Annotated in this window: 20 protein-coding genes; 9 read left to right on the top strand and 11 right to left on the bottom strand. The window is 72.2% G+C overall.

Annotated elements, in window-relative coordinates; genetic code table 11:
* Positions 1 to 70: 70 nt before the first annotated feature.
* Complete coding sequence (locus tag F9C41_RS37620; RefSeq protein WP_155391615.1) at positions 71 to 436, bottom strand: DoxX family protein; 366 nt, start codon at positions 434 to 436, stop codon at positions 71 to 73.
* Between the two features lie 129 nt (positions 437 to 565).
* Between F9C41_RS37620 and F9C41_RS37615 the strand changes: the two genes are divergently transcribed.
* The 3 genes from F9C41_RS37615 to F9C41_RS37605 are packed head-to-tail and all read left to right on the top strand — an operon-like array spanning position 566 to position 1864.
* Positions 566 to 943, top strand: a complete 378-nt coding sequence (locus tag F9C41_RS37615; protein ID WP_155391614.1) for a winged helix-turn-helix transcriptional regulator — start codon at positions 566 to 568, stop codon at positions 941 to 943.
* Positions 944 to 999: 56 nt separating this feature from the next.
* Complete coding sequence (locus tag F9C41_RS37610) at positions 1000 to 1479, top strand: SRPBCC family protein (protein ID WP_155391613.1); 480 nt, start codon at positions 1000 to 1002, stop codon at positions 1477 to 1479.
* A 31-nt stretch (positions 1480 to 1510) separates the two neighbouring features.
* The gene (locus tag F9C41_RS37605; protein WP_155391612.1) at positions 1511 to 1864 is read left to right on the top strand and encodes a hypothetical protein; all 354 of its coding nucleotides are present in this window, start codon (positions 1511 to 1513) and stop codon (positions 1862 to 1864) included.
* 48 nt (positions 1865 to 1912) lie between these two features.
* Here the strand turns inward: F9C41_RS37605 and F9C41_RS37600 are convergent, their stop codons facing one another.
* A complete protein-coding gene (locus F9C41_RS37600) occupies positions 1913 to 2500 on the bottom strand; it encodes a TMEM165/GDT1 family protein (protein ID WP_155375119.1) in 588 nt (195 codons plus the stop codon).
* 313 nt (positions 2501 to 2813) lie between these two features.
* Here F9C41_RS37600 and F9C41_RS37595 point away from each other — a divergent pair, with 313 nt between their 5' ends.
* On the top strand, positions 2814 to 3353 hold the full coding sequence (locus F9C41_RS37595; protein WP_155391611.1) for a V-type ATP synthase subunit I domain-containing protein: 540 nt from the start codon (positions 2814 to 2816) through the stop codon (positions 3351 to 3353).
* Positions 3354 to 3358: 5 nt separating this feature from the next.
* On the opposite strand, the gene F9C41_RS37590 is transcribed toward F9C41_RS37595, so the two are convergent.
* Positions 3359 to 3868, bottom strand: coding sequence for a DoxX family protein (locus tag F9C41_RS37590; protein ID WP_155391610.1), 510 nt, complete (start codon positions 3866 to 3868; stop codon positions 3359 to 3361).
* Positions 3869 to 3973: 105 nt separating this feature from the next.
* Here F9C41_RS37590 and F9C41_RS37585 point away from each other — a divergent pair, with 105 nt between their 5' ends.
* Entirely contained in the window at positions 3974 to 4528 is a 555-nt protein-coding gene (locus F9C41_RS37585; RefSeq protein WP_230690306.1) for a TetR/AcrR family transcriptional regulator, read from the top strand.
* 33 nt (positions 4529 to 4561) lie between these two features.
* Here F9C41_RS37585 and F9C41_RS37580 read toward each other — a convergent pair whose 3' ends face one another.
* The 3 genes from F9C41_RS37580 to F9C41_RS37570 all read right to left on the bottom strand — a co-directional run bounded on the left by F9C41_RS37580 (position 4562) and on the right by F9C41_RS37570 (position 7324).
* Positions 4562 to 5221, bottom strand: coding sequence for a hypothetical protein (locus F9C41_RS37580; protein ID WP_155391608.1), 660 nt, complete (start codon positions 5219 to 5221; stop codon positions 4562 to 4564).
* 18 nt (positions 5222 to 5239) lie between these two features.
* Complete coding sequence (locus tag F9C41_RS41690) at positions 5240 to 6673, bottom strand: serine/threonine-protein kinase (protein WP_230690305.1); 1434 nt, start codon at positions 6671 to 6673, stop codon at positions 5240 to 5242.
* A gap of 105 nt (positions 6674 to 6778) precedes the next feature.
* A complete protein-coding gene (locus F9C41_RS37570) occupies positions 6779 to 7324 on the bottom strand; it encodes a hypothetical protein (RefSeq protein WP_155391607.1) in 546 nt (181 codons plus the stop codon).
* A gap of 131 nt (positions 7325 to 7455) precedes the next feature.
* On the opposite strand from F9C41_RS37570, the gene F9C41_RS37565 reads away from it, so the two are divergent.
* The 3 genes from F9C41_RS37565 (at position 7456) to F9C41_RS37555 (ending at position 9801) form a co-directional block, all read left to right on the top strand.
* Positions 7456 to 8640, top strand: a complete 1185-nt coding sequence (locus F9C41_RS37565; RefSeq protein WP_230690304.1) for a sensor histidine kinase — start codon at positions 7456 to 7458, stop codon at positions 8638 to 8640.
* Positions 8637 to 9293 carry a response regulator gene (locus tag F9C41_RS37560; protein ID WP_155391606.1) on the top strand — a complete coding sequence of 219 codons (657 nt, stop codon included), beginning with the start codon at positions 8637 to 8639 and terminating at the stop codon, positions 9291 to 9293. Before F9C41_RS37565 ends, F9C41_RS37560 begins: the two co-directional genes overlap by 4 nt.
* 91 nt (positions 9294 to 9384) lie before the next feature.
* Entirely contained in the window at positions 9385 to 9801 is a 417-nt protein-coding gene (locus F9C41_RS37555; protein ID WP_196280120.1) for a GNAT family N-acetyltransferase, read from the top strand.
* A 60-nt stretch (positions 9802 to 9861) separates the two neighbouring features.
* Here F9C41_RS37555 and F9C41_RS37550 read toward each other — a convergent pair whose 3' ends face one another.
* From F9C41_RS37550 to F9C41_RS37540, 3 genes are all read right to left on the bottom strand, one after another.
* Positions 9862 to 11187, bottom strand: a complete 1326-nt coding sequence (locus F9C41_RS37550; protein WP_196280128.1) for a carbohydrate-binding protein — start codon at positions 11185 to 11187, stop codon at positions 9862 to 9864.
* A 254-nt stretch (positions 11188 to 11441) separates the two neighbouring features.
* On the bottom strand, positions 11442 to 12713 hold the full coding sequence (locus F9C41_RS37545) for an MFS transporter (RefSeq protein ID WP_230690303.1): 1272 nt from the start codon (positions 12711 to 12713) through the stop codon (positions 11442 to 11444).
* Between the two features lie 65 nt (positions 12714 to 12778).
* Positions 12779 to 13657: an aldo/keto reductase gene (locus F9C41_RS37540; RefSeq protein WP_196280119.1), complete on the bottom strand. Its 879-nt coding sequence runs from the start codon at positions 13655 to 13657 to the stop codon at positions 12779 to 12781.
* Positions 13658 to 13886: 229 nt separating this feature from the next.
* On the opposite strand from F9C41_RS37540, the gene F9C41_RS37535 reads away from it, so the two are divergent.
* Positions 13887 to 15101, top strand: a complete 1215-nt coding sequence (locus F9C41_RS37535; protein ID WP_155391603.1) for an epoxide hydrolase family protein — start codon at positions 13887 to 13889, stop codon at positions 15099 to 15101.
* A gap of 17 nt (positions 15102 to 15118) precedes the next feature.
* Here F9C41_RS37535 and F9C41_RS37530 read toward each other — a convergent pair whose 3' ends face one another.
* Both F9C41_RS37530 and F9C41_RS37525 read right to left on the bottom strand, forming a co-directional pair.
* Complete coding sequence (locus F9C41_RS37530) at positions 15119 to 15847, bottom strand: hypothetical protein (RefSeq protein WP_155391602.1); 729 nt, start codon at positions 15845 to 15847, stop codon at positions 15119 to 15121.
* 206 nt (positions 15848 to 16053) lie between these two features.
* A complete protein-coding gene (locus tag F9C41_RS37525; RefSeq protein ID WP_155391601.1) occupies positions 16054 to 17373 on the bottom strand; it encodes a cytochrome P450 in 1320 nt (439 codons plus the stop codon).
* Between the last annotated feature and the right edge of the window lie 57 nt (positions 17374 to 17430).

Raw genomic sequence — 17430 nt, 5'->3', positions numbered from 1 at the left:
CTGACACGTCGCTGGGGCGCGGGTACGTGACCTCGTGAGTCCTACGGATGTTGGTAACAGAGGATGCTTCTCAGAGCCAACTCGTGGCCAGCCACGCGGCTGCGGCGGCGGCCACGAGCAGCGCGATGTTGAGGCCGATCAGGCGGGCCTCGCCGCGGGACAGGTGGACCGCGATGCCGCCGACCTGGATCAGTGCGAGGCCGATCGCCGCGGCGACGGCGAGCCAGGTCGCGATCCCGGTGAGGGGCGGCAGGATCAGCCCGACCGCGCCGAGGATCTCCAGCGCGCCGATTGCCCGGACCAGTGGCATCGGGACGCGGTCGACCCAGCCCATCATGGGCTGGAGCTGCTCCTGGCTCTGGGTTACCTTCTTGCCTCCGGCGTAGAGGTAGAACACCGCGAGCAGCGCCGCGACGATCCAGTAGGCGAGTTCCATGGGGGCTCCCTCGGTGACGGGACAGGGCGGTGAGCAGGCTGGTTACCATCCGGAAGTCGGTACATGATGCGTCACCGTCGAACCGCTTACAAAAGGCACATGTGTGTGCGTGAGGCACAGGGGGTTGTCATGTCCGACTACGAGCACACGTGCATGATCCGGGGAGACGGCGGCCAGACCCTCCGGGCGATCCTCGACCAGATCTGTAACAAGTGGACGCTGCTCATCGTGGCGACCCTCGACCAGGGCACGCTGCGCTTCACCGAGCTGCACCAGCAGATACCGGGGATCTCCCAGCGCATGCTGACGTTGACCCTGCGCAACCTGGAGCGCGACGGCCTGGTGGCGCGGGCGGTGTTCGCCGAGGTGCCGCCACGGGTGGAGTACGCGCTGACCGCCACCGGCAAGAGCCTCATCCCGCCTGCGCTGGCGCTGGCCGGGTGGGCCATCGAACACGTCCCGCACATCGAGGCCAGCCGAGCCGCCTACCAGACGCGGACCGCCTGACCCGGGCGAGCCTGCGCCGTGATCGCCGGTGTGACACCGCGTGGCAGGATGGCCCGATGCCCGTCGTGGAGGCCGTCGCGATCGTCCCCGTCCCGCCCGCGGTCGCGTTCGCGGTGTCGCAGACCACCGGTGAGACCCGCTACCGCTGGGACCCGTTCGTACGTGAGCAGCGCCTGCTCGACGGCGCGGCGCGGCCCGCCAAGGGGGTGCGCACGTTCACCCGGTCCCGGCACGGCCTGTCCATGATCAGCGAGTACGTCTCCTACGCCCCGCCCACCAACGTGGGCATGAAGATGGTCCGCGGGCCGTGGTTCTTCGAGATGATGGCCGGCGGCTGGCGCTTCGCCCCGGCCGACGAGCCGGGGCACACGGTCGCGACCTGGCGTTACCACTTCCGCACCCGGCCCGCGCTGATCCGCCCGATCGCCGACCGGGTCGGCGTCTGGCTGCTGGGACGGGACATCCGCCGCCGCATCGCGGGCTTCGCGGGCGGGTGCCAGGATCCGGCGGTGCTGGCGGAGATCCACGGCGGCTGAGACTGTCGCCGGGCCGCTGTACGATCCGCCGATGATCGGACAAAGCCTCCTGCTCCGCTTCTCGTATTTTGAGCATGACTGGGACGAAGACATCGAGGGCGTGGAGGCCATGGAGGAAGAACTGCTGCGCCGTGCGGCCGTGGGTGAGTGGCAGCAGGTGGACGACGAGGAGCCGGACGAGTTCAGCACGCTCGACGAGCTGGTCCAGCGGGCCGAGGAGGTCATCGTCGGTGAGTGGGAGATGCCCGCGGAGGCGGTCCGGCTGCCGCTGGACAAGCTTCGCGCGATCATCGCCGAGGGCGGCTGGACGTTCGCGACGGGCGAGTTCTCCGACTTCGAAGGTCACCACAACGACACTGAGCTGATGGTGAAACTGGTCCGTTGACGCGGGTGGCAGGGGCGACATGGTCTTGCGTGCCGCCCCCTGGCGGCGTCAGGTGAGCTGGCCGACGGCGTCCACCAGCAGCCATACGCCGAAAAGGACGAACAGCGCGGCCGCGCCGTAGCGCACGGCCCGTTCGGGCAGGCTGCGGCCCAGCCACCGGCCGACCAGGATGGCCAGCGCGTCCGCGGCGACCATGCCCACCGTCGAGCCGACCCAGGTGCCGAACCAGCCGTGCTGCGTGGCGAGGGTGATGGTCGCCAGCATCGTCTTGTCGCCGAGTTCGGCGAGGAAGAACGCGCCGCCCACGGCCCACAGCGCCGACTTTCCGCCGCGCTGGGCCTTGGTCTTCTCCTCCTCGGTGAGGCTGTCGCCGCGCAGGGTCCAGGCGGCGAACGCCAGGAACGCCAGGCCGGCCGCCAGCGCGATCCAGCCGGTCGGCAGCGCGCTGCCCAGCCCGACGCCGACCCCGACCGACACGAGGTGCACCACGGCGGTGGCGATGGTGATGCCGGCCAGCACGATGCCGGTGCGGTAGCGGGTGGCGAACGTCATCGCCATCAGCTGCGACTTGTCACCCAGCTCGGCTACGAAGATCACACCGAAACTGATCGCCAGAGCGGCGAGGAAACCTTCCACTGCGTCCTCCCGGGACATGTTCACCGGGTGGAAGACGCGCGCGACGACCTCGACCCGGCATGGACTGCCTGAGTCGAAGGTCTCGCTCACCTGGCCGAAGCCAGGTCCGATGGCCGGGACCGCCGGAGCGGGCCAGTATGTCGACCACCACGTTGCGAGCTACTCCCCTTCGCGCCGCCGACACTAGCGCAGCGAACCCCGGGCGCGACGGCCTGAGTGGCGGGGGACACACCCGTTGCGGCATCGGCGTTCTCGCCTTCGCCTGATTCGTACCCGCACGTCTCACGCTGAGTGATCATGGTTGGATGGGGCGATGCGCGGAGAACGTATCGGAGCGATGATCGGCTCCATCGGCGGCCTCATCTTTGTCCTCATCAACGCGGGGCAGCTGGCTGCGCCGGTGAACACGCTGGTGCGGGTCGTCGGAGTGCTGTCCTTCGTCGCCGTGGTGTGGTTCGCGGTGATCCGGCCGTCGGGTGCGCAGGGCCAGGCTGAACCGCCGTCGCGGCAGGCGATCCGCGTCTACGGCACGTCCGTGACGGCGATGGCGCTGGGCATCCCGGTGGGCGCGGGACTCGTCAACAACGTCCTGCACCAGCCGCTGCTGACGGTGCCGTGGGTGGTGTTCGTGGTGGGTGCGCACTTCCTGCCGTTCGCGGCGGCGTTCCGGGCACCGGTCTTCGCCCGCCTGGGCTGGACCATGATCGTCCTGGCGGTCGTCGGCGGCGTGCTCGCGCTGACCGTGACGGAGGCCGCTTCGCCGTGGACCGGTGTGCTCGGCGGCATCGCCCTGCTCGGGTTCAGCGCCGCCGGCTCGCAGCAGGCCCGGCCGGAGGCCGAGCCTGCTCGCTGACGGGGTCACGCCGCGGCGGTAGCCGGTCGGGTGTCGGCGGTCGGCCGGCGGGCGGGCGACGACAGCGCCGCGGCGAGCGCGACGCCGACGTAGAGCACCTGCTCGGGGATGCGCTGCCACAGGGGTGAGGCGGGCTCGCCGTGGAACGGCACGTCGGCGACCGCGGCGTACACGTTGGCGGGCAGGAGCAGCAGGAACAGCAGCACCAGGGACAGTCCGGCGGCCCGGCGGGTCCGGGTGACGACGAGGCCGATCGCGCCGAGCAGTTCCAGCACGCCGGTGGCGTACACCCAGGCGTCGGGGGCGGGCACGAACGGCGGCACCATGGCCACGAGGTCGGCGTGGGTGGGCATGACCGTCACGTCGGCCGGGACGAAGTGCGCGCTCGCGGTCATCACCAGCATCGCGGCGAGCGCGTGGGCGCCGCTCGTCGCCCAGGTGGCGAACCTGCGCACGCCGAGCGCGCCGAGGGCGCGCAGGATCAGCAGACCGATGATCAGTACGGCGAATGTCATGGCGTTTCTCCTGATCTAGTCATTGACAAGTTCAAGGCTGACGGTAGTCTGGACGCGACGAACTTGTCAATGGAAAGATGGAGTCGTCGGTCACTGCGGAAGGACGTGAGGACGATCGGATACCACCACGGAGACCTGCGGCGCACGGTGCTGGATGCGGCCGTCGACGCCATCGGGGAGTCCGGGCTCGACGGCTGGAGCCTGCGCGAGCTGGCCCGCCGCGCCGGAGTCTCGCACGCCGCCCCCGCACACCACTTCGGCGACAAGGCCGGCCTGCTGACGGCACTGGCCGCGGAGGGCTTCGACCTGCTCGCCGAGACACTGAAGCAGGCCGGTCCGGACTTCCTGGAGGCCGGACTCGCCTACGTCCGCTTCGCCACCGAGCATCCGGTCCACTTCGGGGTGATGTTCCAGCCGAAGCTCTACCGCGCCGACGACGACGCCGTACGGCACGCGAGGGAGCGGGCCGGGGCATTGCTGGCGCAGGGCGCCCGCGCGGTCGCGGCCTCCCCGGCGGGCAGCGCGAACACGGCCCGGGCGGGCTGGTCGATCGCCCACGGTTTCGCCAGCCTCTGGCTGGCCGGGGCACTGACCGAACCGGCCGGCACGGATCCGGTCGACGCGGCCCGTCCCGTGCTGCGCAGGCTGCTCGAAGGCTGAGCGGCGGCGGCGGGGCGGTGCCGCCGGACGGTGTCAGGTCGTGACGGCGGCCGGTGCTGCGGCGTCGCCGCGCGACAGCAGGGACGCGGCCAGACCCAGCACGAACGCGAGCACGGCCGGAGCCCACCATGGCCCGTCGGCGGTGCAGTCGCTCTGCACCGCGACGTAGAGGGTCACGGTGAGGACACCGAGGAGGGTGTGTGCCGGCCGATCAGTGCGCCGGGCGATGCCGTACCCGATGATCGCCCAGGCCAGGCAGCTCAGCACGGCGACCGCGACGGCCGTCACCACGACCGGCTGCCGCCACGGCACAGGGTCGAACGGGTGGCCGTGCCGGACCATCTCGATCGCCACGCTGTTGCCGTTCAGGAGGTCCACCGCCATCGGTACGGCCACCGCCAGCTGCGCCAGGGCCAGGCCCAGCCCGCCGTGCGCCGCGACCGGCAGGCTCGCACCGGCCCTGCGGCAATACCGTCCGAAAAGGAGCGAGCCGAGCTGTGCGGCCAGGGTGCCGGAGGTGGCCGCGAACGCGCCCGCGGTCTGCCAGGCCCACAACTCCTGGTCGAAGCCCTGCGGGTCGTAGTTGAACCACGACCAGACGTTGCGATTGACGTCTTGCAGGGCGTACGCGGCGAGCGCGGTGGCCGCGGCGAACCCGGCGAAGACCGCGATGCGGCGGGCGGGGGAACCCATGTCGACGAGTATGCCGCCTCAGGCGAACGCGCTGCCCAGCCATTCGCCCGTGCCGGGGGAGGCCAGACAGTGGAAGATCCAGCGGTCCCGGCCGAGCTGCACCGGCCAAGGCTCCAGCTCCCAGCCCACCGTCCGGGCCGGGTCGCGGCTGCACGCGGCCAGCACGCGGGCCGTGCACACCGCGGCTACCGCAGGGTGCCCGAGCAGCTCCTCCTGCCGCAGGTACACCGCTTCCTCGGGCAGTTCCGCCGCGGCGAACGTCTCCCAGTAGTGCTCCTCACCGGGCACGATGCGGCGCGGTGTGCGTCCCAGACCGCCGGGGATGACCAGCCCTCCCCAGCACATCGGCTCGACCGGCACGTAGTAGCCGTCACGGGGCCGGAACCCCGGCGGGACGGTCACACCGCCGGGTGCCAGCGGCTGGGCGGCGCCGGGCCGAGGCGTGAGGACGGTGGCAGCGGAGTGCGCCGCACCAGGGTGTGGCGTGGCGAACGCGGTCGACCCGGGGTGCGGCGTTGCGAGCAGGGTGGCGGCAGGCGCGGATTCCACGAGGGTCGGGGACAGCAGGGCGCGCCGCTGGACCACGGTCTGCTCGGCGGTCTCCGGGCTCGTCGCGGGCGGTGGTCCGCCGCGCAGGGCCGCGGCGACCTGGGCGATCGCGCTGCCGAACGCGGCGGCCGACGCCCAGCGGTCGCCCGGCTCGACGGCCAGGGCCCGTTCCACCAGGGCGGCCACGGGGGCGGGCACGTCGGGTCCGAGCGGCGGGGGAGCCTGGTTGAGGCGCATCATGGCGGCCGCGAACGGGTTCTCGGCGGTGAACGGCCGCCGCCCGGACAGGCATTCGTAGGCGACGACGCCGAGGGCGTACACGTCGCTGCGGGGTGTCGCCGGGTGGCCCAGCACCTGTTCGGGGGCCAGATAGGACAGCGTGCCGATGACCGCGCCGGTCGCGGTCAGCGCGGTCGCGCCGTCGCGGCGGGCGATGCCGAAGTCGGTGAGCAGCAGCGTGCCGTCGGGGCGTACCAGCATGTTGCCGGGCTTGACGTCGCGGTGCACGATGCCGCGGCCGTGCACCGCGTGCAGCGCGTCAGCGGCCTGGCCGACCAGGTGCAGCGCGGGCGGCGCGGCGAGCCGGCCGTAGCGGGTCAGCACCTGCGACAGGGGCTCGCCGTCGACGAACTCCATGACCAGGAACGCGCCCTCGGGGCCGTGGTAGAGATCGTGGATGGCGACCACGCCGCGGTGGTGCACCCCGGCCATCGCCCGCGCCTCGGCCAGGAAACGGCGGGCGAAGTCGGCGTCGTCGGCGAGCGCGGGCAGGACGGTCTTCACCGCGACGGTCCGGCCCAGCAGTTCGTCGGTGGCGCGCCAGACCTCGCCCATGCCGCCCGCGCCGATGCGCGCGTCCAGACGGTAGCGGCCGTTGAGCCGCACCGGCTCGGTCGTGGTCATGCCCGCCATTAAACCGAAGCGCTCGCCCGGCCCTGCGGCCCAGTCGGCGGCCCGCGTTAAGAAGGTGCCCTTCCTCTACGGAAAACGTTAAGAAGGTGCCCTTCCTTATTGCACTGTGGGGGTGCGTTTGGGGAACAGGGTGTAGTAGACCGGCCAGCCGACCAGCCAGATGCCCAGGACGACGCTCAGGCGGCCGATCCAGCCTTGCAGTTCGGCGGTGCGGGCGGCGTCGCCGACGAGCAGGATCGCGGCGCCGAGCAGGGCCACCGCGATCGCCCAGGCGATCAGGGCCTTGATCCATTCGCGCCACTCGTGGCGGGTGCGGGCCGCGCCGTAGCGGGGCGGGGGGACCGGCGCGGGGCCGCCCGCGAAGCGGTGTGCGAAGCGTACGTCGGCCCAGCGGACCATGGATGGGCCGAAGGCCACCGAGAAGCCGAGGTACGCCGCGGCGAGCCCGTGGGCCCAGGTGGCCGTCGCGCCGCGGGACAGGTCGAGCGCGGTCGCGCCGAGCAGGACGAGGTCGGTGACCGGCACCCCGACCAGCAGCACCGTCGACACCCGCTGCCAGCGCAGCAGGTAGCGGGCGGCGAGCCCGGCACCGAGGATGACCCAGAAACCGACCTCGCAGGCGGCGATGACGACCAGCAACATGATCCGATCATGTCCGGCTGCCGGGCGGTCCGCCTCGGCGCGCGGCACGAACCCGGCGTACACCGAAGGATGTAGGCGGTCTCGGTCACCGGCCGGTCGTGCCGGTCCGCGCCGTGTGCTGTGATCATCAGGTGACCGCACGCTGGCCCTCTTGGCGCACCGACCTGGCGATCAGCCTGGTCTCGTTCGTCGGCGGCCTGGTCCTGTACGCGGCCGGCGGCTGGCGCATGTTCTTCGGCGCGAGCCTGTGGTCCGACGCCCCGCACTGGGTCCTGCTGGTGCCGATGACGGTGATGGCGGGCTGCTGCCTGCTGCGCCGCCTGGCTCCCGGCACGGCCGAGGCGATCGGCCTGGTCGCGCTGGCCGCGGACACGCTGCTGGGCGGCTCGCTCGGCACCGCGCTGATCTTCACGCAGGTCGTCTACGACGCGTGTGTCTACGGCAGGCCGTGGCTGTGGCGCGCCAACCTCTACGGCTGGGTCGCCGCCTCCGTGCTGGCGGCGGCGGCCGGCGTGGTCGCTTCGGGCAGCTGGCGCGGGGTCGTGCTCGGCCTGGTGGTGGCACTGATCGCGGTGCTGCCGACGGTGACCGGCATCAGCGTGCGGCAGTATCGCGACCAGGCTCGCATCCAGCGGCAGCGGGCCGAGGAGACGGCCCGGCTGGCCGCCTGGGAACGCCGCCAGGCCGTCGCCGACGAGCGCGCCCGGATGGCCCGTGAGCTGCACGACGTGGTCGCCAACCAGCTCAGCGCCATCGCCATCCACGCCACGGCGGTGCTGTCCGCGCCCGACCCCAGCCCGCAGCTGGTGCGCCAGGCCGTCACGCAGATCCGGGAGAGCAGCGTCTCCGGGCTGGCCGAGATGCGCCGGATGATCGGCCTGCTGCGCGAGGACGGCGGCACCGGACCCGCCGATCCGGCCACCCGCCCCGGGCTGGCGTCGCTGCCGCAGCTCGTCGCGCAGGCGCGGTCCGACGGGCTCGCCGTCGAAGTGCACACCGGTGGTCTGGACCGGACCCTGCCGGTCAGCGTCGACTTCGCCGCGCACCGGATCGTGCGGGAGAGCCTCGCCAACGCGTGGAAGCACGGTGCGGGCGCGGCCGTGCTGCGGGTCGACGTCGACGCCGACCGGGTGCTGATCGAGACGGCCAACGCGCTGCGGCCGGACGGGTCCACTCCCGGCAGCGGGCACGGTCTGATCGGCATGCGGGAGCGGGCGGCGCTGCTGGGCGGCACGCTGACCGCCGGGCCCGAGGACGGCCGCTGGCGGCTGCGCGCGTCACTGCCCGTGCGCCACACCGAGGAGGCGGGGCTATGACGATCCGGGTGGTGGTCGCCGACGACCAGCCCGCCGTGCGATCGGGCATCGTGCTGATCCTGGCTACGCATCCCGACATCGAGGTCGTCGGTGAGGCGGCCGACGGCGCGCAGGCGGTCGAGCTGTGCCGCCGCGAGCGCCCCGACGTCGCCCTGCTCGACGTGCGGATGCCGGTGCTCGACGGCATCGCCGCGACCCGCGAGATCGTCGCGCAGCGGCTGGCCCAGGTGCTCATCCTGACCACGTTCGACCTCGACGAGTACGTGTTCGGCGGGCTGCGGGCCGGGGCGGCCGGTTTCCTGCTCAAGGACATCGAGGCCGCGGCGCTGGCCGACGCCGTGCGCACCGTCGCCCGCGGCGACGCGATCATCGCGCCCGCCGCGACCCGGCGGCTGCTGGACCGGTTCCTCGCCGCGCCGCAGTGGACCGACCCGGCCGCGGCACCGGACCTGGACACCCTGACCGGCCGGGAGCGGGAGGTGCTCGGCTGCCTCGGTGCGGGCATGTCCAACGGCGAGGTCGCCCTCGCGCTGACCATGGCCGAGGCGACCGTGAAGACGCACGTCAGCCGGATCCTGACCAAGCTCGGCCTGCGCAGCCGGGTGCAGGCCGCGATCCTGGCCCGCGAGCACGGCCTGCGCCCGCCGGACTGATGCCGCGCGCCGGGGACCGGCGCTGCTCCGCGGCGTCGCAGGCGGAGTGGCGAGGGATCATTTACGCATTTGTCGGCTAAAGTCGCCGCCCGTGTCCTATGACGTGATCGACCGGCTGCCGACGCTCGACGAATTCATCACGGTCACCAGCGCGGTGGGTTGGCAGCACGCGTACGACCTCGACGCTCTGCCGCTGTCGCTGGAACGCACCCGGCACGCCGTCGTCGCGGTGCACGAGGGTGAGGTCGTCGGCGTCGGCCGGGTCCTCGGCGACGGCGCGATCTACTTCTACCTGCACGACATCGCGGTGCTGCCCGCGCACCAGGGGCGCGGCGTGGGCCGGGCCATCGTCACGGCCCTGGAGCGGTGGATCGCCACGCAGGCGGGTCCGCGGTCGTTCGTCGGCCTGTTCGCGGCGGGCGACTCGATGCGCCTGTACGAGACGTTCGGCTACCGCGCGGACCCGGCGATGACCGGGGTGTACCGGGTGGGGCCGTACCGGGGCTGACGCGCCGGGCTCCGTCACCGCTGCGGTGAGGCGGTGACGGAGCCCGGGATCGTGCGGGGGTCAGCGGCCCTGGAGCGCCTTGACGTTGTCGCCGAAGGTCCAGTTCTTCGACCCGTCCCAGTTGATGGACCAGGTCATCAGGCCCTTGAGCTGGCCGTTGAAGCTGTTCCACGACTGCGACACCAGCGACGGCGTCATGTAGCCGCCGCCCGCGCCGACCTGCGCGGGCAGGCCGGGAACCTGCTTGTCGTACGGCACCCGGATGGTGGTGCCCTGGATGACCAGGCCGGTGTTGAGGCAGGTGGTCTGCGCGACGAAGCCCTGCACCGTGCCGGCCGAGTAGGAGTCGCCGGAGCAGCCGTACATGCTGCCGTTGTAGTACTGCATGTTCAGCCACCACAGGCGGCCGTTGTCGGCGTACTTCTTGATGATGGGCAGGTAGGAGCCCCAGATCGAGCCGTAGACGACGCTGCCGCCGGTGACGTACGCGGTCTCCGGGGCCATGGTGAGGCCGAAGTTCGACGGCATCTGCGCGAGCACGCCGTCGATGATGCGGATGAGGTTGGCCTGCGAGGTCGACAGCGTGTTGATGTTGCCGCTGCCGGTGAGGCCGGTCTCGATGTCGATGTCGATGCCGTCGAAGTTGTACTTCTTCAGCAGCGGCACCACGGTCGCGACGAACCGGTCGGCGACCGCGGACGAGCTGAGGTCGATGCCGGCGGTGGCCCCGCCGATCGACATCAGGATGGTCAGGCCGGCCGCCTTGGCCGCGCACATCTCAGCCGGGGTGGCGACCTTCACGCCCGCGTCCATGCCGTCCTCCCACAGCACCGTGCCGTCGGAGCGGATGACCGGGAACGCCGCGTTGATGACGTTGTAGCCGTGCTGGCGGATGCGCGCGTCGGTGATCGGCGTCCAGCCGAACGGCGGGTGCACGCCGTTGGACGAGCCGTCCCAGTTCTCCCAGTACCCGTGCAGGACCTTGCCGCTCGGGCGCGACTTCACGGCGCAGGTGGTGCCGCCGGGGGAGGTGGACGGGGACGGCGGGGGCGAGACCGACGGGGACGGCGACGGCGGCTTCGAGGGCGAGGCCGACGGGGACGGCGGCCGGGACGGCGAGGCCGAAGGAGACGGCGGTCGGGACGGCGAGGCCGACGGGGACGGCGGGGTGCCGTCGCAGGCGCCGAGGTCGGTCCAGAGCGACGGGGTCGCGGCCGGGTTCCAGCCGGCGCCGACGTGGGCGGTGTGCGTCACCAGGGCGCGGTAGAGCCGTCCGTTGTAGGTGACCTGGGTGCCGGCGGTGTAGGTGTTGCCCTCGGCCCAGGCCGGGGCGGTGCAGGCGACGAGGGCGGCGACCGGGGTCGGCGCGGCCTGGCCGCTCGGCATGGAGACGACCGCGACCGCGAGGGTGGCCGCCGCGCTGGTGGCGACGGCGATCGCCCAGCGCGCTGAGCGGCGCAGCGTTCGAGAGGAGTTCGGCATGGCGTCATTATTAGGAAGCTTTACTGTCAATGTCTATGGGTGGACGGATGCCAATATGCCCGTCCGTCGGATGTGGATCGTAGCGGCGGCCCGCGGCCGAGGTCAGGCACTGCCGGGCGGTCCGGGGGAAATCCGGACCGCCCGATGTGTGCGAGCCGCTACGCGGCGGACGCCCCCGGCAGGCGCGTGTGCTCGGCCCAGCGCACGATGCGGGGTGCGAGCAGTCCTACCGCTACGAATACCCCGCCCATCAGCAGCCAGCCGGGCGTGCCCCAGGTGATGCAGAGCAGGCCGAGCACGGAGGGCGCGACCACGTTCGCGAAGCCCGTGCCGAACCCGGACACGCCGGTGTACTGGCCCTGGGCGTGCGCCGGCGCGAGCCGGAACTGCAACTCGAGCGAGGCGGCCGCATGCCAGAGTTCGCCGACCGTGTGCGCGGCGACGCCGACGGTCAGCAGCACCGCGGCGATCCAACCCGGAATCCCGGCCGTCGCGGCCATCAGCGCCATGCCGATCAGGAAGGCCAGGCCCGACCGGCGCAGCGCCCGCCCGGCGGCGGGGCCGGTGTCGATGCCCCGGCTCGCCCTGACCTGCAGCGCCGCGACCAGGGCCGTGTTGACGGCCACCGCCACCCCGATGAACCAGCGCGGCGCGTCGGTCCGCAACGTGATCCACAGCGGCAGCGCGAAGACCAGGACTTGACCCTGGACCGACATGACCGCGTCGAGCGCGGTCACCACGAGGTAGGGCGCGTCCTTGAGGACGATCCAGCGACCGGCCGAATCGGAGGGCACCGGCACCGGCCGCAGGGACGGCAGCCGCGTGATGACGGCTGCGCACGCCACGAAACTCAGCGCGTTGCCCAGCACCAGGGCCAGGTACGCGGCCCGGGTGTCCAGCTGTACGGCGGTGCCCGCCGCCAGTGCCCCGCAGCACCCGGCCAGGTTGGCGACCGAGCGCAGATAGGAGCGGAACTCGGTCAGGTTCGTGCCGCCGAACCCGCGCACCAGCGGCCCGCGGGCCGCCCCACCGGCGGAGTTGGCGAGCTGGGTCAGGCACACCACCACGACGAACAGCCAGAACGTGTGGACGAACACGAGCGACGCCATCGAGACGGCCCGGACGATCAGGGTGACCAGGTAGATCTCGCGAGGCCCGCGCCGGTCGGCGAGATGCCCGACCGGCATCCCCGCCAGCATGCCGACCAGGGCGGCGATGCCCATGCCCAGCGCGACCTTGGCCAGCGGAAGGCCCACCGAGCGGGTGAAGAAGAGCGCTGCGCTGGTCATGAAGACACCGGTGCCGACCATGTTGACGAAGGTCGCCAGCGCGATCACGCGTTGCGGGCCTCGCGCGGGGATCAGCCCCCGGTCGACCAGCCAGGAGCGGTTCGGTGTCGGGGTGGTGGGTTGACTGGTGGTGGTCGTCAAGAGGTGCGGTTCCTTCCCCCGTGGAATGAAACTGATCGCAGGAAACCGGACGGTGCCCGGACCGGCTACTCCAGGCTTGCCAACTCCTCTGCCGACAGCCGGAGCGCCCCGGCGGCGATGTTCTCCACCAGGTGATCGGGGTTTCCGGTGCCGGGGATGGCCAGCATGTGCGGCCCGCGGCTGAGCGTCCACGCGATCCGCACCTGCGCGGCCGTCGCGCCGTGCGCCTGCGCCACGGCCAGGACCGCATCGTTGCGGGCGACCCCGCCGGACTCCTTGCCCTCACCGGCGACCGAGTAGAACGGCACGAACGCGACGCCCTGCTCGCCGCAGACGCGCAGGAACTCGTCGTGCCTCCGCCAGGTGTCGACGCCGTACAGGTTCTGCACGCTCACGACCGGGGCGATCGCCTGCGCCTGGGGCAGATGCTGCGGCCGGATGTTGGACAGGCCCAGGTGCCGGATCAAGCCGGCGTCGCGCAGCTCGGCCAGCACGCCGAAGTGCTCGGCGACCGAGTCCAGCCCGTGCTGGCGCAGGTAAACCACGTCCAGGTGGTCGCGGCCGAGCTGGCGCAGGTTCTCCTCGACCTGCCCGCGCAGCTGGTCGGGGCGGGCCAGCGGCAGCCACTCGCCGGACGGGTCACGGCCGGGCCCGACCTTCGCGGCGATGACGACGTCGTCGGAGTACGGGGCCAGGGCCCGGTTGATCAGCTCGTTGGCCGAGCGCAGCGGCGAGAAGTAGAACGCCGCCGTGTCGATGTGGTTCACGCCGAGCTCGACGGCGCGCCGCAGCACACCGATGACCCGGTCGCGGTCGCTCGAGGCGCCGTAGCCGTAGTTGGCGCCGCCCGGCAGCCGCATCGCGCCGAATCCGATCCGGTTGACGGTCAGGTCGCCGAGCGTCCAGGTGCCCGCCGCGCTTGCGTTGATCAGGGGAGTAGGCATCGGCTGACCATAGCCACGGTCACTGAGCTGCGCAGTCCCTCAAGTGCCCGATGGCGCAAAGCCAAGATCCTTGTTAGGTTATTAATGTCGGGAGAGCGCTGCGACCGAGTGTTCGGGATCGCCGTTCCGGCAACTCCGCACCCCCATTCCGCCCTAGCATGAGGCGAACAGGGGGCCTGCAGGGCGAGGTCCTTCCCGAATCCCGACCAGCACAGCGAGGAACGCCGCCATGTCCGCTGGCACCGCGGCGTCGGCGATCCGGCCGTTCCGGGTCTCGATTCCCGACGCCGACCTCGAGGACCTGCGAGCCCGGATCATGCACACCCGCTGGCCCGACCGGGAGACCGTCGACGACCAGTCGCAGGGCACCCAGCTGGCCACGATCCAGGAACTCGCCCGCTACTGGGCCGAGGAGTACGACTGGCGCCGGTGCGAGGCCCGGCTGAACTCCCTGCCGAACTTCCTCACGGAGATCGACGGGCTCGACATCCACTTCCTCCACGTCCGATCCCGGCATGAGAACGCCCTGCCGATCATCGTCTCGCACGGGTGGCCCTACTCGGTCGTCTCTCTACTGAAGATCATCGAGCCGCTGACCGACCCGACCGCGTACGGCGGCAGCGCCGACGACGCCTTTCACGTGGTCATCCCGTCGCTGCCCGGATACGGGTTCTCGGGCAAGCCGACCGCCGGCGGCTGGGGCCCCGACCGCATCGGCCGGGCCTGGGCGGCGCTGATGCAGCGCCTCGGCTACGACCGGTACGTCGCGCAGGGCGGCGACTGGGGCGCGATCGTCGTCGACCTGATGGCCGCGCAGGAGGTGGCGGGGCTGGTCGGAATGCACACCAACATGGCCTGTGCCGTGCCGGCAGAGCTCGACAGGCTGTTCCAGCAGAACATCGTCGGCGCGGCCGACGCGCTGGCGAACCTGCCGCCCGGACTGTCCGACGAGGAACGGGCCGCCTGCGAGCAGCTCGACTTCCTGTGGAAGCACGTCACGTACGCGCTGCAGATGGGGTCCCGGCCGCAGACGCTGACCGGGCTGGCCGACTCGCCCACCTTCCTCGCGTCGTGGATGCTCGACCTCGACCCGAGGACCCTCGCCCTGATCTCGCGGTCCTTCGCCGGCGTGCCCGAGGGCCTCACCCGCGACGACGTGCTCGACAACGTCACGCTGTACTGGCTGACGAACACCGGGGTCTCCTCGGCGCGCCTGTACGCGGAGAACAGGTTCTCGTTCTTCAGCGTCAAGGGCGTGCGGATCCCGGTCGCCGTGAGCGTCTTCCCCGACGAGATCTACCTGCCGCCCCGAAGCTGGGCGGAGCAGGCATACCCGAGGCTCGTCCACTACCGCCGGCTCCCCAAGGGCGGACATTTCCCGGCCTGGGAGCAGCCGGCGGCGTTCGTGGACGAGGTCCGCACCGGCCTGCGGTCGCTGCGCTAGGCCGGTGCCGCCGCCGTTCAGGGGCGGCGGCGCTCCTGCGGCACCACCACGGCGGCAGGCTGGCGGCGTACCACCGCGGGCTGCTTGTGTTCCGGGGCCGACGCCTCGGCGAAGTGCTCGTCCTCGTCATCCTCGGGGGTGGGGTGCTCGTCCAGGTCGAGGGCGTCGAGCTGGCTGTTCATGAACTTGCGCAGCCGGGCCCGGTAATCGCGGTCGAAGTTCTGCAGCGCCTCGATGCGCCGCTGCAGCACCGAGCGCTTGGCTTCCAGGCTGCCCACCACGTCCTCGTACTGCTGCAGGGCGTCGCGCTCCAGGTCGTCGGCCTTCGCCTGGGCGGCCTCGACGATCCTCGTCGCGGTGGCGCGCGCGTCGGCGACCATGTGCTCGGTCTCCCGGCGGGCGCTCTCGGCGTGGGACTGCGCCTCGCGGCTGATCTCCACGGACCTCGCCTGCGCGGCGGCCTGGATCTGCGCCGCCTCCTGCCGGGCGCTCTCCACGATGCCCCGGGCGTCGCGGGCCAGGTCGTCGGCCTTGGCCCGGGCGTCGTTCTTGATCCGGTCGGCTTCGGCCTGTGCGTTGCCGACGTGCTCGTCGGCGGTGCGCCGGGCCAGCACCAGCACCTGCAGCGCCTGCCGCTCCGCCTCCGGGTCGGCCAGCACGCCGGTGTTCTGCTCCTCCATGGGCTCGTTCTCCGCCGGGCCGCTGAACAGGCCCTTCACTCGACCCTTCAACCGGTTGTCGGTCATCGCAGGTTCTCCTCACCCCAGTGTTCGGACGCCGCGACTCCCGCCGGCCCGGGTCGACGTTCCCGCGCAGCCTGCACCGTCGAGAACAGCGCCGATGGTAGTCGTCCCGCCGCTGGCGGGGAAGGTGCGTCACCCGCTCCGCCGACCCGCGGGACGCGCGGCCTGCACCTGCGTCGATGTGCGCACATCCCGACAGGCGCAGGCCGTCACGTCCCGTCGAGCACCATGCGGATGCCGTGCCGGGCCCGCAGCGTGCTGCGTGCGCGTTCGCGTACCGGCCGCCGGTCCGCCCGGCGGGGCCGGAACTCCCGGCTGAGCAGCGATATCACCAGCTGCATCTCCAACAGCGCCAGCGGGCGTCCGATGCAGAGCCGCTGCCCGCCGCCGAACGGGAAGTAGGCGTGCCGGTGCGCGGGCGGCCCGTCTGCCCAACGGTCGGGGTCGAACGCCGCCGGGTCGGGCCAGAACTCCGGCAGGCGGTGGGTGAGCCACGGCACCAGCAGGATCGACGCGCCGCCGGGGACGACATGCCCGTCGAATTCGTCGGCTTCACGGCTACTGCGCAGAACCTCCCAGAACGGCGGGTACAGCCGCAGGACCTCGTCCACGACCTGCCGTGTGTACGGCAGGGCGGCGACGTCACCCGGGACGGCCGCCGCCGCCTCCGCGCGCACCCGGTCGCCGACCTGCGGATGGCGGTCCAGCAGATGCCAGGTCCAGGCCAGCGTGTGCGCCGTCGCCTCGTACCCGCCGAACAGCAGCGTCATCACCTCGTCGCGCAGCTGCCGGGGCGACATGGCACCGGCGTCCACGGCCTGCTGGAGCATGCCGAGCACGTCGGCGCGCGACGGGTCGTGCCGGTCGACGATCCGGGCCACGATCTCCTCCAGCGCGGCCAGCGCCCGCAGGGCCCGTGCCCGGCCGGGCAGCGGCGTCGAGGGCGGCAGCGTGAACGTGGCGAACCGCAGCCCGACGTGTTCGAGCACGACGCCGAACGCGCGGCCGGTCGTGGCCAGCTCGCCGGCGCTGAGCCGCACCCCGAACATCGCGGTGGCCATGAGGTCCAGCGTGAGCACGGTCATCTCCGACTCGAGCTCCAGGACCGTGCCGTCGCGCCGGGCGAGCCGCCACCGCCGGGCGTGGTCCTCGATCACCTCGAGCATCGCGTCGATCGCGGTACGCAGCAGGTCGGCGTGGAAGCCGGGCTGCATGACGCGCCGCTGGGCGTGCCAGCTCTCGCCGTCGTTGAGCACGAGGCCGTTGCCGAACAGGAAGTCCGCCCGGCCGAAGAGCCGGCCCTTCCAGTGGTTGGCGTTGCGGGTGACCAGCACGCGCTCGACGTGGTCGGGATGCGCCAGCAGGTAGACGGCGCCGCTGGGCACGGGCAGGCGCACCACGTCGCCGTACCGGTCACGGGCACGGGCGAGGGTGCCGAGCGGATCGCGGGCCAGCTGCGGCAGCATTCCGAGCAGCGGAACCCCGCGCGGCCCCGGCGGTCCTGGGCGATGTGCGGCACGCGGACTCATCGGCCGGCCACGATGGACATGGCGTCAGTGTGCGTCCGCGCGCCGCGCCGCGACATC

Origin of the sequence: Catellatospora paridis (genome assembly GCF_009720365.1) — a bacterium.
Taxonomy (GTDB): domain Bacteria; phylum Actinomycetota; class Actinomycetes; order Mycobacteriales; family Micromonosporaceae; genus Catellatospora; species Catellatospora paridis.
This window is presented reverse-complemented; position numbering and strand designations above follow the sequence as displayed.